The following is a 21449-nucleotide window of genomic DNA, read 5'->3' on the forward strand; positions in this document are numbered from 1 at the left end:
ATTATATCATAAAAAATGAATAATGCATATATTATTAGCGCGAAAAAATTATTTTTAATATATTACTTTTTTGAATGACATCTATAACAAACTTGAGGGAATAAGAAATAAGTGGTATTATATATTCGTCTTTAAAATTGATTTTAAAAAAAAGGGGCAAAGCTTTAATGGAAAAAAAGACATCATTTTTAAAAGGAGCCTTTATTCTGACAGTGGCGGGATTTATAGTAAAAATACTGGGTGCGGTTTACCGTATACCCTTGGCAATGATGATAAAGGATGAAGGCATGGGGCTTTATCAGATGGCCTACCCTATTTATGTAACCCTTCTTTCCCTGTCTACAGCGGGTTTACCCACCGCGATTTCCAAACTGGTCTCTTCCAATATAGCGTTAAAAAAGTACAAAAATGCTTTCAGGATTTTCAGGGTATCCCTTGCTTTTCTGGGTATAATAGGGTTTTTGTCTACCGCAGCGTTAATCATCTATGCGCCTTATTTGTCCGCAAGAGTGCTGGGGAATCCAAAAGCCTATTATTCGCTGGTAAGTATTGCCCCCGCCATATTCTTTGTATCAATTATGTCAAGTTTCAGGGGATTCTTCCAGGGGCTTCAGGATATGACCCCTTCGGCTATTTCTCAGGTAGTGGAGCAAATTGGAAGGGTAGCAACGGTATTTTTTCTTGCATCTTTGCTTTTGCCAAAAGGTGTGGAATACGCGGCAGCCGGTGCAGCTTTTGGTCCGGTAGTAGGTGCGGTTCTGGGTTTACTGGTTCTCGTGGCGGTGTATTATAGAAAACAAAATGAAATAAAAATAAAAATGATGGAAGATCTGGAGAAAAGGCTTGACAGCCCTATCAAAATTTTTAAAGACCTTATGATTTTTGCTGTCCCCATTACCCTGGGGGGATTAATAATTCCCGTAATGAATTTAGCCGACGCTGCTATTGTTCCGATGAGACTGCAGGTAGCCGGTTTTTCCGTGACAAGAGCTACCGAACTTTACGGGCAGCTAACGGGAATGGCGGCACCGCTCATTAATCTACCGGCGATCGTTACTATATCCTTATCGGCAAGCCTTGTGCCTGCTATATCCGAAGCAGTCGCTACAAACAATTATAAGTTGGCTTCAGAAAGAGCTCGGTTAGGGATTCGGATAGCATTGATCTTTGCAATTCCTGCTGCCGTTGGACTTTTTGCCCTGGCCACCCCCGTATCGGTGCTTCTTTATAAAAACGCCGAAGCGGGAATTCCCCTTTCTATTCTTGCCTGGGGGATAATATTTCTCTCCCTTCAGCAGACCACTACCGGCATACTGCAGGGTGTAGGCAGGGCCGCAGTCCCGGTATATAATCTTCTTCTCGGTGCTGTAACCAAGATTATCACAAACTATGTTTTAACCGCAATTCCTTCAATAAATATAAGAGGCGCTGCCCTGGGCACCGTTCTCGGGTATGCCGTAGCATCTTTATTAAATTTAGCTGCAGCTTCAAGGTATTCGGGAATGCGCGTAGATTTTGTAAAGATGATTCTAAAACCCGGAATTTCCGCCTTATTTATGGGAGCATTTGTGGTCTACAGCTTTAATTTTCTCGTTTTGAAAGGCCCCGGGCATAATTTGAGCACCCTTTTAAGTATAATGATAGGTGTTCTTGTTTACCTGTTTTGCCTATTAATATTGGGCGGCATAGAAGAATCAGAACTTACTATGATGCCTTTCGGGAAAAGATTAAGTAAGATAATAAAAAAGATAAGCCTTTTGAGGAGATGATTTATATTGGCAAAGGAAGGTTTTGAAAAATTGGTGGATATTATGGCAAAGCTGAGGGGAGAGGGTGGCTGCCCCTGGGATAAAGCTCAAACCCATGAATCTTTGAAACCCTTTTTAATAGAAGAAGCCTATGAAGTAATAGATGCGATTGATGCTGAAAACCCGGAAATTTTAAAAGAAGAGCTGGGGGATTTGCTTTTGCAGATAGTATTTCATAGCAGAATTGCGGAGGAAGAGGGTAGATTTAGCATAAATGATGTGATAGAAAAAGTTTGCGATAAAATGATAAGGCGCCATCCTCATATTTTTGGAGAGGTAAAAGCCGATACTGCCGAAGAAGTGCTGAAAAATTGGGAGGATATAAAAAAGGAAGAGAAGGATTTCTCTTCCTATGCCGAATCCATGGACAGGCTTCCGGAACAACTGCCGGCTCTTATGAAGGCTTTTAAAGTACAGGAAAAAGCTGCCAGGGTAGGTTTTGATTGGGATAGCGTTGATGGTGCCTTGAATAAGGTTTATGAAGAACTGCAGGAAATCCAGGAAGTATATAAAAGTGAAAAAAGAGAGAAAATAAAGGAAGAAATAGGTGATTTGCTCTTTGCGGTGGTAAATGTAGCTCGTTTTCTAAGGGTAGATCCCGAACTGGCATTGAGAGATGCTACGAAAAAATTCGTAAAAAGATTCAAATACGTGGAAGAAGAAGCAAAAAGACAAAACAAAGACCTTTCGAAAATGACCTTAGAAGAAATGGATATCTTATGGGAACAGGGGAAAAATAAAGAAAAAAAGTTTTAAATTACCTCTAAAATTGAAGGAATTTGGCTTTTTGTGGAGAATAAGAAATTAGAACAAAATAGAAATTTTCAGGGAGGGAATGAGAGTGAATAAAGCAGATCTCGTATCGGCAATGGCAGAAAAAAGCGGACTTACTAAGAAGGATGCTGAAAAAGCATTGAATGCCTTCATTGATTCGGTGATGGAAGCTCTTTCTAAAAAGGACAAGGTTCAACTCGTAGGTTTTGGCACTTTTGAAGTGAGGGAAAGAAGTGCGAGAAAAGGTCGCAACCCGCAGACCGGAGAGGAAATTGACATTCCGGCTGCCAATATTCCCGTCTTCAAAGCAGGAAAAGCTTTAAGAGATGGAATCAACAAATAATAATTAGTTAAGATATTGAATTGAAAATAAAAAGGCAGGCTTATAAAGCCTGCCTTTTTATGTATGCGTAAAATAAGGATAAAATTAATTTCTCGGGAATATATTTTTAAAAAGGATGACAGAAAGGGGGTCTAAGAGAATGATAAAAAATAAATTGGGTATAGCCCTAAGCGGAGGAGGAATAAGAGGAGCGGTACATTTAGGGATATTAAAAGGATTATTCGAAAACGAAATTTATCCCGATATGATAGCGGGGACGAGTGCTGGAAGCATTGCCGGTGCATTGGCGGCTTTTGGAATAAATTTTGATGATTTTGTGAACAGGCTTATGAGCGTAAAACCCTGGAGAATGCTCGATCCGGCTTTTTGGATGGCCTACATCGGGGTATTCATTTACTTTTTATGCACCAAAAGACCTACGGTTCTTTCTAAAGGGGCTGAAGGACTCTTTAAAGGAGAAAGAATTGAAAAGTATTTTGATGAGCTTTTTCAAGGAAAAGGATTTAAAGAATTAAAAACCCCCCTTTTTATCATAAGCACCGATGTGGAAACCGGGGAAGAGGTGGTATTTTGCTCAAAAGAAAGTGTAAAAAACAAAGATAAAAAGGGGAGGCAATATCTTTTTGATAAAAAAATATCCGAAGCGATAAGGGCGAGCATCTCGCTGCCGGCAATTTTTGTTCCGAAGAGGATTGATGGAAGAAAACTTGTGGATGGAGGAATTATAAACAACGTTCCTGTAGACATTCTTTTTGATATGGGAGCACAAAAGGTTATTGCGGTAGACCTTTCGGTAAAAAAAGGCAAAAACAGGGCGGAAACTTTGACGGAAATTATATTTTCATGCATAGATATTATGTCCGATGAACTAATAAAAATGAAAGAGCAAAATTACCCTGCTTTCTATATTTCTCCGGATATTTCCAAAATAGGGTATACCGATTATTACCGTATTCCCGAGTTAGTAAAAATAGGAGAGAAAATTGCAAAAGATAATATAAGTAAAATAAAAAGTTATTTGATTAAATGATTAATGCTCCATGTAGGCTGCACCGTAAGTAAAGTCATTAAAAAATTCCTGAAGCAGAAGAAAGAGTTCTTCGCTGAAAAGGGTAATATCCATAAAAATTCCCCCTTAACAATTGTATACAAGTTTTCTGTAATTATTATATACATATATGTCATGATGTGTCAAGAGAAAAATAATTGACATCTTAATAAATGAATAATACACTAAATATTAGACAAGGATTCAGGGAGGTAATTATTATGGCACTATTCAAATGCTCCATGTGCGGGTTTGAAAAAGAAACCCGGTGCAAACCGAAGGAATGCCCGGAATGCAAGGCAAAGGATAGCTTTACAAAGGTGGAAGTAAAGGCTGCGGAGGATGCCGCTGAGGGGAAAAAAACTACAAAAAGATGCTGCAAAAGCAAGGAATAAATATTGAGGTATAAAATATTAGACCTTCTTTTTTATTTATATTATCGGAAGCGGTAAAAAAACCGCTTTTTTGCTTTATTTTGACCGGTAAAAGAGGTGTCATTGATGAAAAAAAAGATAAATTTAACGGAAAATGCAAAGAAGGTGCTTGAAAAAAGGTATCTTGCTAAGGATTCACAAGGGAAAATAATAGAAACCCCGGAGGAAATGCTGGAGAGGGTTTCAAAAGCAGTGGCAAAGGCCGAAGAATTTTATGGAGAGGATCCATCCTACTGGGAGCAAAAATTTTATGATCTGATGGCCGACTTAAAGTTTTTGCCCAATTCACCTACTCTTATGAATGCTGGAAGAGAGCTGGGGCAGCTGTCAGCCTGTTTTGTACTGCCCGTGGAAGATTCTATGGAAGGGATTTTTGAAACCATTAAGAATGCCGCACTAATACATAAATCCGGCGGAGGAACGGGTTTCAGTTTTTCAAGGCTGAGACCTAAAGGCTCTACGGTAAAGTCTACCGGTGGTGTTGCTTCGGGTCCCGTATCTTTTATGAGGGTGTTTAATGCCGCTACTGAAGCTGTAAAGCAGGGCGGCACCCGAAGAGGGGCCAACATGGGCATTTTGAGGGTAGATCACCCGGATATTTTAGAATTTATTCAATGCAAAAGGGACAGTAAGGAATTTACGAATTTTAATATAAGTGTAGCGATTACGGACAAGTTTATGGAAGCTTTGAAAAATGACGACTATTACGAGCTTGTAGAACCCCATACAGGAAGGGTAGCAGGTAAATTAAAGGCAAGGGAAGTATTTGACCTGATAGTGGAGATGGCCTGGCTAAATGGGGAACCGGGAATAGTTTTTATAGATCGCATTAATGAAAAAAATCCCACTCCCCACGTGGGCAGTATAGAAAGCACTAACCCGTGTGGGGAACAACCTCTCCTACCATTAGAGAGTTGCAACTTGGGTTCTATAAACCTTTCAAAGTTTGTAAAAACTGAAAATAATGTCTATAAAATTGATTACGATCAATTAAGAGACACCGTTCATACGGCGGTGCGCTTTTTGGACGATGTAATTGATGTGAATAAATACCCGCTGCCCGAAATTGAGCAAATGACAAAGGCTAACCGCAAAATAGGGCTTGGGGTAATGGGATTTGCCGATATGCTCATAAAGCTTGGAATTCCCTATGATTCCGAAGAAGCTGTAAAACTTGCAGAGGAAGTGATGGGATTTATACAAAGCGAGGCTCGTAAGGCATCGGAAGAACTGGCAAAAGCTCGAGGAGCTTTTCCAAACTTTGCCGGCTGTGTTTACGATAAGATGGGAAGCCCTCCTGTAAGAAATGCCACGGTTACAACAATTGCTCCGACGGGTACCATAAGCATAATAGCCGGATGCTCCAGCGGCATCGAACCCGTTTTCGCATTGGCTTTTGAGAGAAATGTTCTTGATAGACAGCGGTTGATCGAAATCTACCCGCTTTTTGAAGAAAAGATGAGGGAATTGGGGCTTTACAGCGACGAATTAATGGAAGAAGTATTAAAAAAAGGATCTTTAAAAGATATTGAAGGAATTCCCGAAGACGTTAAAAAAGTGTTCGTAACCGCCCATGATGTATCTCCCGAGTGGCATGTCAGATTACAGGCAGCTTTTCAGAAATATACGGACAATGCGGTATCTAAAACCGTAAATTTCCCTCAGGAGGCCACCAAGGAGGATGTAAGAAAGGTTTATCTTCTTGCCTATGAATTGGGCTGCAAAGGTGTGACGGTTTACAGGGATAAAAGCCGAGAGGAACAGGTCTTAAATAAAGGCACTAAAGGGGATGAGGAAGGTAAAGAGGCTGTAAGAGCATTTTCGGAAGAAAAACACATAACTCCTCGCCCGAGACCTTCCATAACCTACGGGAGCACCGAAAAGGTAAAAATAGGATGCGGGAATCTATATATTACCGTTAATTCCGATGATAAAGGCATATGCGAAGTATTTACAAATCTGGGACGAGCCGGAGGATGTCCGTCTCAGTCAGAAGCCACCAGCAGGCTCATTTCACTGGCACTTCGCTCAGGGATCGATGTTAATGCTATTATAGAGCAATTAAAAGGTATAAGATGCCTTTCTACCATAAGGCAGATGGCAAGCAATAAGGACATAAAGGTTCTGTCATGTCCCGATGCCATAGCTCGAGCCTTAGAAAGGAATATTTTAAAAGCAGAAGGTTTAAAAGAGGAAAAGAAAAATAACGGTAATGGGGTAGAATACTATAAAAAGCTATATGAAATTGAAGAAGAAGGAACCGCTTCTAAGGGAAATAAATGTCCCGAATGCGGAAGTGTGCTGGAAACCGAAGGAGGGTGTGTAGTCTGCAGAGCCTGCGGTTTCTCAAAATGCGGATAATTAAAAAAGCCACGGCGAAAGCCGGGCTTTTTTATTGCTTTCCTAATTGTTTTAAAACTTCAGGAGCGGATTCTATAAGTACAAATATTCCGATTCCCACAAATAGGATACCGGCAATTAATTTCAGGTAATGTGTTGGAATGTATTTAGTCACCACATTGCCAAATAAAGCTCCTATAAGGGTAACCAGAACAAGGGCCAAAGATGCTCCCAGAAAAATAGGCAGGGGTTTGTTGTACTGGGTAACCAAGGTAAATACCGTAAGCTGGGTTTTGTCGCCCAGCTCTGCTAAAAATAGCATGCCAAAAGCCATTAAAAAAAGTCTAAAATCCATTTTTAAAACCTCCCGATTATATTATTTCTAAATTTGAAAAATAGATTTGTTAATTTTTTGGAAAAATTAACATATAAAAAAGACCTTTATTTCGGCATAAACCGAAATAAAGGTCTCGTTCCCCGAAATTCAGGCGAAGGCCCAGGCAAGAGCCAGTATGTTGAGCCTTCGAAGGCAAGCAGCCCGAACTACTCCCCTTTATTTTATAACCGCTAAATATCTTAATTAGATTCTAACAAAATATTATCATATATAGAATAAATTGACAATATTATTGTCCCCAAAAAGAAATACTTTGCCGCTGTAAAAGGTAAAAAGCCCATGAATATGCTTGTGATATAAGATTGACAGGCCTGTCAAAGTTTGATAAACTTTGTAATAATAATTTTTAGTAAAAAACTGGGGGCGAAGGTTTTGGATAAGTTCGAGAAAGAAGGGCTGAGCTTTGACGATGTGCTTGTGATACCTGCCAAGTCGGAAGTTATACCCAAAGATGTGGATGTAACCACAAGGCTTACAAATAAAATAAGGATTAACATCCCTATTGTAAGTGCTGCCATGGATACCGTTACCGAGGCAAGGCTTGCCATAGCCCTTGCAAGAGAAGGCGGTATAGGGATTATACACAAGAACATGCCCATAGAGAAACAGGCTCAGGAAGTGGATAAGGTAAAACGATCCGAACACGGAGTAATTGTGGATCCCTTTTATCTCTCACCCGAACACACCATTAAAGATGCCATGGACTTAATGGCTCATTACAGGATCTCGGGGGTACCGATCACCGAAAAGGGTAAGCTCGTGGGGATAATTACTAACAGGGACATAAGATTTGAAGATGACCTTACAAAGAAAATAAGCGAAGTAATGACGAAAGACAATTTGGTAACCGCACCTGTTGGCACCACCTTGGAAGAAGCGAAGGAGATACTGAAAAAACATAAAATTGAAAAACTACCGCTGGTGGATGAAAATTACAATCTCAAGGGTTTAATCACTATAAAAGACATTGAAAAAGCAATAAAATATCCCAATGCGGCAAAGGACCAAAAGGGAAGGCTTCTTGTAGGTGCAGCCGTTGGCGTTGGAAAGGACATGATGGACAGGGTTAAAGCATTATTTGAGGCTAAGGTGGACGTGGTAGTGGTGGATACGGCTCACGGACATTCGGTAAATGTATTGAATGCCGTTTTTAAGATAAAGGAAACTTTCCCCGAACTACAAGTAATTGCTGGAAATGTCGCGACTAGCGAGGCTACCCGGGAACTGATAAAGGCAGGTGCCGATGCGGTTAAAGTGGGAATGGGCCCCGGCTCCATTTGCACCACCCGCGTTGTAGCGGGTATCGGGGTGCCGCAAATAACCGCAATTTACGATTGTGCAGAGGAAGCGGCAAAATTTGGGGTGCCAATTATTGCGGATGGAGGTATAAAATATTCCGGGGATATAGTCAAGGCAATTGCAGCGGGGGCCGATTCTGTTATGATCGGTGGTCTTTTTGCTGGGACGGAGGAAAGCCCGGGAGAAATAGAAATTTACAAGGGCAGAAGTTTTAAGGTTTACAGAGGAATGGGATCCATAGGGGCTATGGAAGAAGGAAGCAAGGACAGGTACTTCCAGGAGGACAGCAAAAAGTTCGTGCCCGAGGGGGTAGAAGGAAGGGTACCTTACAGGGGACCGCTATCGGAAATCGTATATCAACTGGTTGGAGGATTAAGAGCAGGGATGGGGTACTGCGGAGCAAGAAATATAGAAGAGCTCAAAAAGGCAAAATTCATTAGAATTACCTCCGCAGGATTAAAAGAAAGCCATCCGCATGATGTGTATATAACAAAAGAGGCACCCAATTATACGCAGTTTTAGGGGAGAAACCGGAAATTTTCCCAAAGCGGAAATTTCCGGTTTTTATATTACTTTATAGTTAAAAAAATTGTCTAAGTTTTTAATTTGGAAATAATTTTTGCAGGAAAAATTTAAACGGGAGTAGAATAAATAAAGTATTATCTCAAAATAAAATAAAAAACTATTTTTTTAACAAGTCAAAATAAGGGAGGAGATTCGACTTGAAAACTTATCCCACTGACAAGATAAGAAATATTAGCCTCATAGCTCACAGCGGAGCAGGGAAAACCACTTTAACCGAGGCAATGCTTTTTCTTTCCGGGGCGATTGACAGAATGGGTAAGGTCGAAGAAGGCAACACGGTGAGCGATTACGACCCCGAGGAGATAAAAAGGAAAATTTCTATTTCCCTTTCCATTGCACCGGTGGAATGGAAGGATTTTAAAATAAACCTACTGGACACTCCCGGGTACTTTGATTTTGTTGGCGAAGTAAAAAGCGCACTGAGGGTGTCCGACGGTGCTGTTATAGTAGTATGCGCAGCTGCAGGAGTAGAAGTTGGCACGGAAATAGTTTTTAAATACGCGGATGAGGAAAAACTGCCGCGGATTTTCTTCGTAAATAAAATAGACAGGGAAAATGCCAATTTCCAGAAAGTTCTAGAGAGAATGAGAGAATTATTTGGAAGCAAGGTAATTCCCCTTTTTATCCCCATCGGACAGGAAGCAAATTTCAAGGGGATTATCGATATCGTGAAAAATAAAGCTTATTCCTTTGACGGCAAGGCCTTAAAGGAGATTCCCGTTCCTTCCGAATACCAGGATGAGATTGAAAACTACCGTTTAATGATAATGGAATCGGTGGCGGAAACCGATGACGAGCTTCTGGAAAAATATTTGGATGGTCAGGAATTGAGCCAGGAAGAGATATCAAAAGGTTTAAAAATTGGGGTAAAACAGGGATTAATTTATCCCGTGCTTTGCGGCTCTTCAACCACCGGGAAGGGCGTCACCCTTTTAATGGATGCAATTTGCGAGTTCGTTCCGTCTCCAGCGGAGAGACCTGCAGAGGTCGGGTATAATCCCAATACGAAAGCTGAAGAAAAGAGAACCTTTAAAAAGGATGAACCATTGTCCTGCATTGTATTCAAGACGATGGCCGACCCCTTTGTAGGAAGGTTAAATCTTTTTAAGGTTTGCTCCGGGGTTTTAAAACCCGATTCCGTTGTATTCAATTCGGTTAAAGGAGATATAGAAAAAATAGGGCATATCTATACCATGAGGGGTAAAAAGCAGGAGCCGGTTCAAGCTGCCGAAGCCGGAGATATTGTGGCGGTGGCAAAACTTCAGTTCACCTCCACAAATGATACCCTGTGCGAAAAAGAGCATCCGATAGTTTTAAGACAAATCGCTTTCCCCGAGCCGGTAATTTCCTTTGCGGCTGTTCCGAAATCAAAGGGTGATGAAGAAAAGATTTCGGCAGGTCTACAGAGGTTAACGGAAGAAGACATGACCTTTAAGGTAAGCAAGAATACGGAAACCAATCAGCTTCTGGTTTCAGGCATGGGAGAAATTCATTTGGAGGTTCTCGCCGGTAAGCTCCACCATAAATTTGGCACCGATATGCTCCTCAGCTTGCCGAAGGTTCCCTACAGGGAGACCATTCGCAGTACGGTCAAGGTGGAAGGCAAGTACAAGAAGCAATCGGGTGGTCGCGGTCAATATGGCCATGTATGGATTGAATTTTCACCTATTGATTCGGAAGATGGATTTGAATTTGAAGAAAAGATTTTCGGTGGAGCCGTTCCCAAACAGTACATTCCTGCGGTAGAAAAAGGCATACGCGAATCAATGAAGGAAGGAGTTCTTGCAGGATATCCCGTGGTGGGCTTTAAGGCGGTGCTTTACGATGGTTCCTTCCATCCTGTAGATTCTTCGGAATTGGCGTTTAAAATTGCAACTTCAATGGCCTTCAAAAAGGGAATGACCCAGGCAAAACCCGTATTATTAGAGCCAATCCTGGATGTGGAAGTTGTGGTACCTGAATACTACATGGGCGACATTATAGGAGATCTAAATAAGAGAAGAGGAAGAATTCTTGGGATGGAACTTTCCGATGGTATGCAGCACATAAAGGCTCAGGTGCCCATGGCGGAAATGTTCAGGTATGCTACGGATTTAAGGTCCATGACCCAGGGCAGAGGATCTTTTAAAGCGGTATTCAGCCATTACGAAGAAGTTCCCGCACCCATAGCGGAAAAGATAATTGCCGAATCTCCAAAAGCGCACAAAGAGGAAGAAGAAGAGTAATATATATTTTAATGCGCCCCTCACCGAATTATATGTTAAAATTCAGGGAAAATTAAAATAGAATTTTTTTCAGGGAGGGGCAAAAATGACGGATAAAGATAGGGAAAGAAGGCTCGGGCATATAGAAAAACCCGAGGATGCCAAATTTAAAAAGAAAATTGACGACGAATTAGAGGATGAACTGGCAGATGACACGATGTACGGAGAAATAATGTCGAGTTTGATGGGCTGGATTTCTCCTGAACAGCAGTTGAGAAGAGCTAATAATCTTGTGGAAATTTCAAAAGAATTGGATGAACAAAAGGAAAAAGAAAAGAATAAAAAGGACAAAAAGTAAGGGAGGGATTACCCTCCCTAAATTTTTAATAAAAAATTTTCCAAATATATCTTGAAAAACTAAAACCTGTATTTTATAATATAATTGAAAGTCAAAGAAAGTCAAAGTCAAAAATGAGGTGATTGCGGGAATGCCTAATCTTGCGGATGTAATTGAAAATTTTTTAAAAAACCTGATAGAAGAAGCGGGAAACATTTTGGAAATTCAAAGAAACGACCTGGCCAGCAGATTTCAATGCGCACCCTCGCAGATTAATTACGTGCTTGCTACCCGTTTTACCCTCGAGAGAGGCTATATTGTGGAAAGCCGCAGGGGCGGCGGAGGATATATAAGGATAAAAAAGGTAAGAATAAGTGATGATGAGTTTATAAAAGAAGTGATAGATTGTATAGGGGATAGCATTTCCAGTACTAAAGCCTTTGACTTGATTAATATTTTAGACCGGGAGGGAATAATTAATAAAAGGGAAGCAGAAATAATGAAGGCAGCTTTAAACAAAAGGACCCTTGGAATACCTCTTCCGGAAAGAGATAGGATTCGAGCGAGAATTTTCAAGGCTATGCTGACTGCCCTTTTGAATGAACAAATAGAAAAAAGGGGGTAATTAAAATGATGTGTCAGGAGTGCAAGGTAAACCCTGCTACGGTGCACATCGCAAAAATAGTAAATGGTGAGAAAACAGAAATGCACCTCTGTGAAGAATGTGCAAAAAAGAAGAATTTTAGCCTCATGGGAGATTTTGGTTCTTTGAATTTCGATTTTGAAGTGGAACCCTTTTCCGTGCAAAAGTTTCTATCCAGCTTTTTTGAGCCTGTTTCAAAAGAGATTAAAAGGAGCAATGAACCTCCAAAGTGCGATAGATGCGGTTTGACCTTTCCGAGGTTCACCCAGATCGGAAGATTCGGTTGCAGCAATTGTTACACCGCATTCAGAGGACAGTTGGATCCGATGCTGAGGAGGCTCCACGGTAAAACCTATCATGCGGGGAAGGTGCCCAAAAGGAGCGGAGGGAAAATAAGGCTAAAAAGCGAGATAGAGAAGTTGAAGAGGGAACTGCAGGAAGCGGTAAATGCGGAAGAATATGAAAGAGCTGCGGTTTTGAGAGATAAAATTAGAGAATTAGAGCAAAAACTTGCAAGCAACTGATAGGGGGCGGGGCAATTGTCTTTGGAAGAAATTCTTGATACTTCAAAGATCTCCTGGCTGAACAACCTGGGGCCAGAATCGGATATTGTAATTTCCAGCAGGGTGAGGCTTGCCCGTAATTTAAAGGATGTTCCTTTTCCTCATCTGCTTTCTGATAAAAAAGATACCGAGATAATCGAGCTTGTGTACAATGCTTTCAAAGCCAATGAAATTTTGTCCAAGGAGTCAAAAATATATCTCATGAAGGAACTTACTCCCAATGATAGACAGCTCTTTGTGGAAATGCACCTTATAAGCCCTGATCTGGCATCTTCTGAAAAGGGAGCCGTGATTGTAAGCGGTGATAAAACCTTCAGCATTATGATAAACGAAGAGGATCACATAAGAATTCAGGTGATTTTTCCCGGGCTATCTGCGGAAGATGCCTATGAACTGGCGGGAAAAATAGACGACGTTTTGGAAGAAAGTTTGGAATTTGCTTTTGATGAAAAACTCGGCTACCTTACAGCTTGCCCCACAAATGTGGGTACAGGAATAAGGGCTTCGGTAATGCTGCACCTTCCGGTGCTTACCCTTTTAAAACAGACCGACAGGATGTTTTCCGCTATGGCTCAGTTAGGGCTGGTGGTAAGAGGAATATACGGCGAGGGCACCGAGGCCAAAGGTAATCTGTATCAAATATCCAATCAGATTACCCTGGGCAAAACCGAAGAGGATATTATAGAAGGCTTAAACAGCGTGGTAAAACAGATTATTTCCAGTGAAAGGCAGGCCAGGAGAAATTTAAAAAATGAGGATAGAATAAGGTTAGAAGATAGAATATTAAGGTCCTACGGAATACTTACCAATGCCAGGCTTTTATCCTCGGAGGAAGCAATGGCACACCTCTCCAATGTGAGGCTGGGGATAGACCTGGGCATAATTAAAAATTTAAAACCTGAAGAAGTAAATAAACTCTTCATGATTTCAGGACCTGCGTACATTCAAAAATTAAACGGCAAAAGTTTACAACCTGTCGAGAGAGATATAATAAGAGCTAATTTTATTAGAGGGAAATTAATAAAGGAGGGATAATTCGATGAACGGGAAATTTACCGAAAGGGCTCAAAAGGTAATCACTTACGCTCAGGAGGAAGCAAGGAGGTTAAACCACAATGTGGTAGGGACCGAGCACCTGCTCTTAGGTCTAATCCGTGAAGGGGAAGGAGTAGCTGCAAGAGCTCTTACCAATCTGGGAGTGGACTTACAGAAGGTAAGGGAACAGGTGGAGAATTTAATAGGTGTAGGGCCATTTGTAATACAGGGCCCCATAGGATATACGCCAAGGGCTAAAAGGGTTCTGGAACTTGCCATGGATGAATCCAGAAGGCTAAAACATAATTACGTTGGCACCGAGCACATACTACTCGGGCTAATCCGGGAAGGGGAAGGAGTTGCGGCTCAGGTTTTAAACAATTTGGGGGTTAGCTTAGACAGAGCTCGAAATGAAGTCCTTTCCCTGCTGGGAACGGATGTTAAGGGCCAGGCGGCCTTCAGAAGGTACAATAACACACCTACGCTGAACCAGTTCGGCAGGGACCTGACGGAACTTGCCGCTGAAGGGAAATTGGATCCGGTTATCGGGAGGCAGAAGGAGATCGAAAGGGTAATTCAGGTTTTGACCAGAAGAACCAAAAATAATCCCTGCCTCATAGGAGAGCCGGGTGTAGGTAAAACCGCCATTGTGGAAGGGCTTGCACAGAGAATCGTGGAGGGAGACGTTCCCGAAATATTAAAGGACAAGAGAATAGTTAGTTTAGACTTAGCTTTACTGGTGGCAGGCACAAAATTCAGGGGAGAATTTGAAGAGAGGTTAAAAAAGGTCCTGACGGAAGTTAAACAGGCCGGGAATGTAATACTTTTTATCGATGAAATGCATACCCTTATTGGTGCGGGAGCAGCAGAAGGGGCTATAGATGCCTCCAATATCCTTAAGCCTTCCTTAGCCAGAGGAGAACTGCAGACAATAGGGGCCACCACCTTAGACGAATACAGAAAACACGTGGAAAAAGACCCGGCACTGGAAAGGCGCTTCCAGCCCATAATGGTGGATGAGCCTACGGTGGAAGACACCATTAAAATATTAGAGGGATTGAGGGATAAATACGAAGCTCACCACAGGGTGAAGATTTCCGATGAAGCTATCGCTGCAGCAGCGAAGCTCTCTTCCCGGTACATTACCGACAGATTCCTTCCGGATAAGGCAATAGACCTTATAGATGAAGCTGCTTCCAGGGTAAGGCTCCAGTGCCTCACGGCGCCTCCCGAACTGAAAGAGCTGGAGGACGAACTGGAGGCTTTGAGGAAGGAGAAAGATGCGGCAATAAGGGCTCAGGAATTTGAAAAGGCTGCGAAACTAAGGGATAAGGAGCAGGATTTAAAAGCAAAACTTGACAGTTTAAAATCCAAATGGCAGAGCGAAAATAAGCTCGACAATTCCACAGTAACCGAGGCGGATATTGCAAAAATTGTTTCCAGCTGGACCGGTATTCCGGTGGAAAGATTAACGGAAGAAGAATCCGAGAGGCTCTTAAAGATGGAAGACATCCTTCATAAAAGGGTAATCGGGCAGGATGAAGCGGTAAAAGCCGTGGCAAGGGCAATTAGAAGGGCAAGAGCCGGATTAAAAGACCCAAAACGGCCGATAGGATCCTTTATATTCCTCGGACCAACGGGTGTGGGTAAGACGGAACTGGCCAGGGCATTGGCGGAAGCAATGTTTGGTGACGAAAATGCCATGATAAGGCTGGATATGTCGGAGTATATGGAGAAATTTGCCGTATCCAGGATGATAGGCGCTCCACCCGGATATGTAGGCTACGAAGAGGGCGGAGAGCTTACCGAAAAGGTCCGCAGAAGACCCTATTCGGTAGTGCTCTTCGATGAAATCGAAAAAGCTCATCCGGATGTGTTCAACATTCTGCTTCAGATTCTGGAAGATGGAAGGCTGACGGATGCCCAGGGCAGAACGGTGGATTTCAGGAACACCATAATAATCATGACTTCCAACGTAGGAGCTAACCTGATACAAAAATCCAGGACCTTCGGTTTCATGCCCCGGGAAGAGGAAGAAAAGAATTACAATGATATGAAGGATAAAGTCCTGGAAGAGTTGAGAAGGACCTTCCGGCCCGAATTTTTGAACAGGGTTGATGAAATAATAGTTTTCCATGCCCTGAATGAAACCCATATTAAGGAAATAGTCACCCTTATGCTCCAGCAGGTAAATGAAAGGTTGAAGGAATTTGACATAGCAATCGAAGTTACCGATAAAGCAAAGGAATGGCTTGCCAAAAAAGGATATGACCCGATGTACGGTGCAAGGCCTTTAAGAAGAGTTATTCAAAGAGAAATTGAAGACAATTTATCCGAAGAGTTGTTAAAAGGCACCATTGCCAAAGGCAATACCGTATTGATAGATGAAAAAGAGGGCAAACTCACCTTTGAAAAAAAAGAATTAAGTATTGCAAGTAAATAGAAAATGAATTACCATAAAGGCAAGGCAAAATCCTTGCCTTTTTTACATAGTCAGGAGGAGATTATGGCCAATAAGAAAAAATTCGTATGCCGGGAATGCGGTTTTGAATCTGCAAAGTGGTTGGGACGCTGTCCTGACTGCGGCAGCTGGAATACCTTTGAAGAAGTCAATATAAAAAAAGATAATTACCCCGAAGCCTTTAAAAAAAGCGTTTTATCGCAGCCGGTTCTTTTAAATGAAATAGAAACCATAGAAAAAGAAAGGGTAACTTCAGGAATAAAGGAACTGGACAGGGTACTGGGTGGCGGAATAGTCCCTGGGAGCCTGATATTAATTGGAGGGGATCCGGGTATAGGTAAATCCACTCTCATGCTTCAGCTGGGCGGTAATCTGGGAGAAAATTACCGCGTGCTGTATATTAGCGGAGAAGAATCGGCAAGACAAATAAAAATGAGGGCGGACAGGCTGGATATAAAATCCCGGAATTTTTACCTGGTATGCGAAAACGATATGGATGCTATCGAAAACTGCATAAATGAGATTAATCCTAACTTTGTAATACTGGACTCTGTACAGACTGTTTATATACCCGGGTTGGAGTCGGCACCCGGCAGTATAAATCAGGTGAGAGAAGTTACCTTAAGATCATTAAGGATAAGCAAAGAAAAAGGAATAGCCGTTTTTCTTGTGGGGCATGTGACCAAGGAAGGGAATTTGGCGGGCCCTAAAACCCTGGAACATATGGTGGATACGGTGCTCTACTTTGAAGGAGAAAGGTATCAATCTTACAGAATTCTCAGGTCCGTAAAAAACCGGTTTGGCTCAACGAACGAGATAGGAATTTTCGAAATGAGAGAAAAAGGACTGGTAGAGGTGGAAAGCCCTTCTAATTTTTTGCTTTCCGGGAGAACGAAGAATTCTCCGGGGTCTGTGGTTACATGCACCATAGAAGGGACCAGGCCCCTTCTAATTGAGGTACAGGCTCTCACCTGCTCTTCCGGATTTAACATTCCCAAAAGACAGACTTACGGAATAGACTATAATAGAGCCTCCCTTTTAATAGCGGTTCTGGAAAAGAACATGGGATTATTTTTAAATAGAGAGGATGTTTTTATAAATATAGCCGGGGGTATTAAGGTTACCGAACCTGCTGCAGATTTAGCGGTGATACTGGCGGTTTTTTCGAGCTTTAAAAATAAACCTCTGTTAGAGGGACTTGTGGTAATGGGGGAGGTTGGGCTTTCGGGGGAAGTAAGAAGTGTGAGCTATCCGGAAAAGAGGGTTTACGAAGCCTTGAAATTAGGTTTTTCCAGGGTAATACTCCCCAAAGCTAACTTAAGGGACTTAGACGCAAAGCTTTTAGATAAGGTTACCGGAGTATCGAATCTTATCGAAGCGGAACAGGAGGCCTTTTAAAAACAAAATCCGGGTTTTTTCCCGGAAAAAAATTAAGATAAATTGTAAATCCCAAGGGTTGAAAGTTTTTCGTTCTCCTTAGAAATAATGTCATTTAAACTTAAACCCAGAATATTACAAAGAGCAGCTAAGTAAAACAGATGATTCCCTATTTCCTGCTCAAGGACTTCCTGGCAATTTTCGCATAAATCACCCTTTAAATGAGTTTCCATAAACTGTGTTAGTTCGTGAAGAGAAATATTGGCGGGGAACTGTTGTTTTTTAGCGTTTACTTCTAAACATCCGCAACTGGTGACCGATTTTGCGACGGCTCTGTTAACACGTCCGGCGGTTTCCTGTATTTTGGTGATTATGTCGATGATGCTTTTGTGTCTAACCAGACACTGGGAGACTGTAGCTTGAAATTCGTTGCACGTATTGTCTTTCATCGAACTCCCCCCTGAGAAAATCTCTGACAAGTTTAATTATAGCCCTCGCCAACTTTGTTTGTCAAATAAAAGTATAAGAAAATTATTAAAAATAAGCCTTTATCAGCAGCACTAAACAGCAAAAAATAGATTGACAGCTATAGGCATATATAGTATAATAAAATTTTTACTTGACATATAATATTTTTTATGTTATTAATTAGAAAAGAGTATTCCAGCTGTCCCGGGAGGGCAATAAAATGTTCAATATAGGAGACAAGGTAGTATATCCGATGCATGGAGCGGGAGTAATCGAAGCCATAGAAGAAAAGGAGATACTGGGGGAAAAACATAAGTATTATATAATGAGGATTCCCACTAATAATATGAAGATAATGGTTCCTATCAATAATGTGGAAGAAGTCGGTATAAGACAGGTGGTAAGTGATGAGGAAATAGATGAGGTTTTTAAAGTATTGAAGGGCTCAAAAAGTAAAATGCCAGCAAACTGGAATCACCGGTACAGGGTTAACCTTGAAAAGATAAAAAGCGGAAATATATTTCAGGTAGCCGAAGTGGTGAGGAATCTTTCCCTCAGGGAAAGGGAAAAGGGGCTTTCCACCGGAGAAAGAAGGATGCTGGAAAATGCTAAACAGATACTGATAAGCGAAATAGTCCTTTGTAAAAATATCGGGGTCGATGAGGCCGGTAAATTAATAGAACAGGCATTTAATTAAGGGGCTTTATGCCCTAATTTTTTACCAAAAAATTCTATGACCGTGGAATAATAAAAAAATATATTATATAATGAGAATAAAAGAAAAAATAGAGAAAAATTCGGCAATACTTTATAATAGGAGGTGATAGAGCAGTGGTCTACAGGTTAATCAGAGCATTTCTACTTATTTTAGGACTGGGGATAGGTTATGAAATAAGTTTTCTGCTTTTTAAATTAAATGATATATTCAATGTCCTAAGTATCAACTTAAATGCAAAAATAGCGGTTTATATCATAATTTCTGCTTCCTTTGGAGTATTATTTCTCCTTATAAGTCCTAAAATGATAGAAGCCGGAGAGAAGGCCAAGGTTTTTATTGAGAACAAACTGAAGAAGACCCCGATGAGGGACCTTATTTACGGTTTTTTTGGGTTACTGATGGGACTTATTATTGCTAATTTATTTTTAAGGGCTTTCTTGAGCATACCCTGGATTGGTTCTTATTTACCTATAATTGCAAACATTTTACTGGGTTATCTCGGAGCCAGCATTGCCATAAATAAAAAAGAGGAGCTCTCAAACCTCGTCCCCTTTTCTTATATTTCACCGAAGAAAAATCAGGCTCCTACGATTGTGAACTGGATAAAACCCAAAATACTGGACACCAGTGTGATAATAGATGGCAGGATTGCGGATATCTGTCAGACGGGATTTATAGAAGGTCCTGTTATTATTCCGAGATTTGTCCTGGAAGAGCTAAGGCATATTGCGGATTCATCGGATGTACTTAAGAGAAACCGTGGTAGAAGAGGGCTGGATATATTAAACAAAATGCAGAAAGAATTAAACATCGATATAGAGATTTATGAAGGTGATTTTGAAGATTTGGCTGAAGTTGATAGCAAACTGGTGAGATTAGCTCAGCTTCTTGATGGCAAGATTATTACCAATGACTTTAATTTGAACAAGGTGGCCGAGCTTCATAAAGTTCCTGTTTTGAATATTAACGAGCTTGCCAATGCGGTTAAGCCCGTGGTATTACCTGGCGAAGAAATGGTAGTGCAGGTCATAAAAGATGGCAAGGAATCCGGACAGGGTGTGGCTTACCTTGATGATGGAACAATGATTGTTGTGGATGGAGGGAAAAAACACATAGGAGAGACCATTGGGGTTATCGTTACCAGCGTGCTTCAAACGGCTGCTGGCAGGATGATATTTGCAAAACCTAAATCAATGTAGTAATTCCGGGGTGAAGACGATGTACGTTTCCGCAGTAATTGCTGCCGGCGGCAAGGGCAAGAGAATGAATTCTGTAAAAAGCAAGCAATACCTGCCGGTTAAGGGATTTCCAATACTTTATTATACCCTGACGGTTTTTGAAACACTGAGGGAAATAGACGAAATAATCCTTGTCGTAGGAGAGCAAGACCTGGATTTTGTGAGGAAGGATATTATTCTGAAATATAAATTTAAAAAAACCAGATTAATCGAGGGCGGTTTGGAGCGCCAGGATTCGGTTTACAACGGTTTGAGGAGTTGTTCTCCTCAAACCGATATTGTTGTAATACACGATGGAGTAAGACCATTTATTACCCACGGTATAATTTTAGAAAGCATAGAGGCGGCAAAGCTCTATAAGGCCGCAGGAGTGGCGGTGCCGGTAAAGGATACCATTAAGATAGTGGAAGATGGTTTTATAAAAGCGACTCCCGATAGAAGGAAACTGTATGCTATACAGACCCCTCAGACTTTTATGTACGAGGTAATACTGAAAGCCCATGAGATAGCAAGAAAAGAAGGGTTCTACGGTACTGACGATGCGGTTCTTGTGGAAAGATTGGGGTATAAGGTTAAAATAATTGATGGCTCTTATGAAAACATAAAAATCACCACCCCCGAGGATATAATAATAGCCGAAGCCTTTTTGAACCTGGGCTTTGGTGAATTTAAAAAGAGGTGACATTTGTGAGGATTGGTATAGGTTACGATACTCACAGACTGGTTGAAGGAAGAAAATTGATCGTAGGGGGGGTTAACATACCCTTTGAGAAGGGTTTGCTGGGGCATTCCGATGCGGATGTGCTGGTACATGCAATCAACGATGCCCTTCTGGGGGCCGCTGCTTTAGGAGATATAGGCAGGCATTTTCCCGATACGGATCCGAAGTACAAAGATATCAGCAGCCTTGTTTTGATGAAAAGGGTAGCGGAGCTTTTGAAGGAAGAAGGCTTTGGAATAGTTAATATTGATTCGGTTATAATAGCCGAAAAGCCGAAATTTGCGCCCTATATCGAAAAGATGAGAGAGAATATAGCCTTTGCACTTAATATTCAAAAGGAAAAGGTCAGTATAAAAGCCACCACCACGGAAGGCATGGGATTTGAGGGAAGAGGAGAGGGAATTTCTGCAAAGGCGGTTTGCCTTATTAAAAAGTTATAATTTTTATTGATTTTGAGATTCTGATTGTTGACATTTCATGTCGAATTTAATATTATAATTATTAAAACTGAATACAAATGCCATGATGGAGAAGAAAGGTCCTTACATGCCTCATACAGAGAGGGATTGTCACCGGCTGAGAGCAGTCCCATGAGGTTGGGCCCTGTGCGCTCCGGAGCATTGCATCGCAATGAGCGATAAAGCAGAGTGGGACCG

20 protein-coding genes are annotated in these 21449 nt (G+C 41.4%); 18 read left to right on the forward strand and 2 right to left on the reverse strand.

Annotated features, from left to right (window positions below; genetic code table 11):
- Window positions 1–167: 167 nt before the first annotated feature.
- From spoVB to ATZ99_RS03320, 6 genes are all read left to right on the forward strand, one after another.
- A complete protein-coding gene (gene spoVB / locus ATZ99_RS03295; protein WP_068747846.1) occupies window positions 168–1769 on the forward strand; it encodes a stage V sporulation protein B in 1602 nt (533 codons plus the stop codon).
- A 6-nt stretch (window positions 1770–1775) separates the two neighbouring features.
- The gene (mazG, locus tag ATZ99_RS03300; RefSeq protein WP_083947316.1) at window positions 1776–2564 is read left to right on the forward strand and encodes a nucleoside triphosphate pyrophosphohydrolase; all 789 of its coding nucleotides are present in this window, start codon (window positions 1776–1778) and stop codon (window positions 2562–2564) included.
- An 85-nt stretch (window positions 2565–2649) separates the two neighbouring features.
- Window positions 2650–2925, forward strand: a complete 276-nt coding sequence (locus tag ATZ99_RS03305; protein WP_068747815.1) for an HU family DNA-binding protein — start codon at window positions 2650–2652, stop codon at window positions 2923–2925.
- A 139-nt stretch (window positions 2926–3064) separates the two neighbouring features.
- Window positions 3065–3955 carry a patatin-like phospholipase family protein gene (locus ATZ99_RS03310; protein WP_068747816.1) on the forward strand — a complete coding sequence of 297 codons (891 nt, stop codon included), beginning with the start codon at window positions 3065–3067 and terminating at the stop codon, window positions 3953–3955.
- 239 nt (window positions 3956–4194) lie between these two features.
- On the forward strand, window positions 4195–4368 hold the full coding sequence (locus ATZ99_RS12100) for an RCKP-type rubredoxin-like domain-containing protein (RefSeq protein ID WP_187694814.1): 174 nt from the start codon (window positions 4195–4197) through the stop codon (window positions 4366–4368).
- A gap of 117 nt (window positions 4369–4485) precedes the next feature.
- Complete coding sequence (locus tag ATZ99_RS03320; protein ID WP_068747848.1) at window positions 4486–6768, forward strand: vitamin B12-dependent ribonucleotide reductase; 2283 nt, start codon at window positions 4486–4488, stop codon at window positions 6766–6768.
- Between the two features lie 31 nt (window positions 6769–6799).
- Here the strand turns inward: ATZ99_RS03320 and ATZ99_RS03325 are convergent, their stop codons facing one another.
- Window positions 6800–7102 (reverse strand): TMEM165/GDT1 family protein, encoded by a 303-nt coding sequence (locus tag ATZ99_RS03325; RefSeq protein WP_068747817.1) that lies wholly within the window; start codon window positions 7100–7102, stop codon window positions 6800–6802.
- 414 nt (window positions 7103–7516) lie between these two features.
- On the opposite strand from ATZ99_RS03325, the gene guaB reads away from it, so the two are divergent.
- The 8 genes from guaB (at window position 7517) to radA (ending at window position 17669) form a co-directional block, all read left to right on the forward strand.
- Window positions 7517–8965, forward strand: coding sequence for an IMP dehydrogenase (gene guaB / locus ATZ99_RS03330; protein WP_187694815.1), 1449 nt, complete (start codon window positions 7517–7519; stop codon window positions 8963–8965).
- Window positions 8966–9165: 200 nt separating this feature from the next.
- Complete coding sequence (gene fusA / locus ATZ99_RS03335) at window positions 9166–11253, forward strand: elongation factor G (RefSeq protein WP_068747818.1); 2088 nt, start codon at window positions 9166–9168, stop codon at window positions 11251–11253.
- 85 nt (window positions 11254–11338) lie between these two features.
- Entirely contained in the window at window positions 11339–11590 is a 252-nt protein-coding gene (locus ATZ99_RS03340) for a hypothetical protein (protein WP_068747819.1), read from the forward strand.
- A gap of 130 nt (window positions 11591–11720) precedes the next feature.
- Window positions 11721–12194 (forward strand): CtsR family transcriptional regulator, encoded by a 474-nt coding sequence (locus ATZ99_RS03345; protein WP_068747820.1) that lies wholly within the window; start codon window positions 11721–11723, stop codon window positions 12192–12194.
- 5 nt (window positions 12195–12199) lie between these two features.
- A complete protein-coding gene (locus ATZ99_RS03350) occupies window positions 12200–12736 on the forward strand; it encodes a UvrB/UvrC motif-containing protein (protein WP_068747821.1) in 537 nt (178 codons plus the stop codon).
- Between the two features lie 15 nt (window positions 12737–12751).
- Window positions 12752–13810, forward strand: coding sequence for a protein arginine kinase (locus ATZ99_RS03355; RefSeq protein ID WP_068747822.1), 1059 nt, complete (start codon window positions 12752–12754; stop codon window positions 13808–13810).
- Window positions 13811–13814: 4 nt separating this feature from the next.
- Window positions 13815–16253 carry an ATP-dependent Clp protease ATP-binding subunit gene (locus tag ATZ99_RS03360; protein WP_068747823.1) on the forward strand — a complete coding sequence of 813 codons (2439 nt, stop codon included), beginning with the start codon at window positions 13815–13817 and terminating at the stop codon, window positions 16251–16253.
- A gap of 63 nt (window positions 16254–16316) precedes the next feature.
- Window positions 16317–17669: a DNA repair protein RadA gene (gene radA, locus ATZ99_RS03365; RefSeq protein WP_068747824.1), complete on the forward strand. Its 1353-nt coding sequence runs from the start codon at window positions 16317–16319 to the stop codon at window positions 17667–17669.
- A 32-nt stretch (window positions 17670–17701) separates the two neighbouring features.
- Here radA and ATZ99_RS03370 read toward each other — a convergent pair whose 3' ends face one another.
- Entirely contained in the window at window positions 17702–18097 is a 396-nt protein-coding gene (locus tag ATZ99_RS03370) for a nucleoside triphosphate pyrophosphohydrolase family protein (protein ID WP_068747825.1), read from the reverse strand.
- Between the two features lie 239 nt (window positions 18098–18336).
- Between ATZ99_RS03370 and ATZ99_RS03375 the strand changes: the two genes are divergently transcribed.
- From ATZ99_RS03375 to ispF, 4 genes are all read left to right on the forward strand, one after another.
- Entirely contained in the window at window positions 18337–18813 is a 477-nt protein-coding gene (locus ATZ99_RS03375) for a CarD family transcriptional regulator (protein WP_068747826.1), read from the forward strand.
- Between the two features lie 134 nt (window positions 18814–18947).
- Complete coding sequence (locus ATZ99_RS03380; RefSeq protein WP_068747827.1) at window positions 18948–20033, forward strand: PIN/TRAM domain-containing protein; 1086 nt, start codon at window positions 18948–18950, stop codon at window positions 20031–20033.
- Window positions 20034–20052: 19 nt separating this feature from the next.
- A complete protein-coding gene (gene ispD, locus ATZ99_RS03385) occupies window positions 20053–20754 on the forward strand; it encodes a 2-C-methyl-D-erythritol 4-phosphate cytidylyltransferase (RefSeq protein ID WP_068747828.1) in 702 nt (233 codons plus the stop codon).
- Window positions 20755–20759: 5 nt separating this feature from the next.
- Window positions 20760–21233 (forward strand): 2-C-methyl-D-erythritol 2,4-cyclodiphosphate synthase, encoded by a 474-nt coding sequence (gene ispF / locus ATZ99_RS03390; protein ID WP_068747829.1) that lies wholly within the window; start codon window positions 20760–20762, stop codon window positions 21231–21233.
- Window positions 21234–21449: the final 216 nt, after the last annotated feature.

It is taken from the genome of Thermovenabulum gondwanense, assembly GCF_001601575.1.
Classification (GTDB): domain Bacteria; phylum Bacillota; class Thermosediminibacteria; order Thermosediminibacterales; family Thermosediminibacteraceae; genus Thermovenabulum; species Thermovenabulum gondwanense.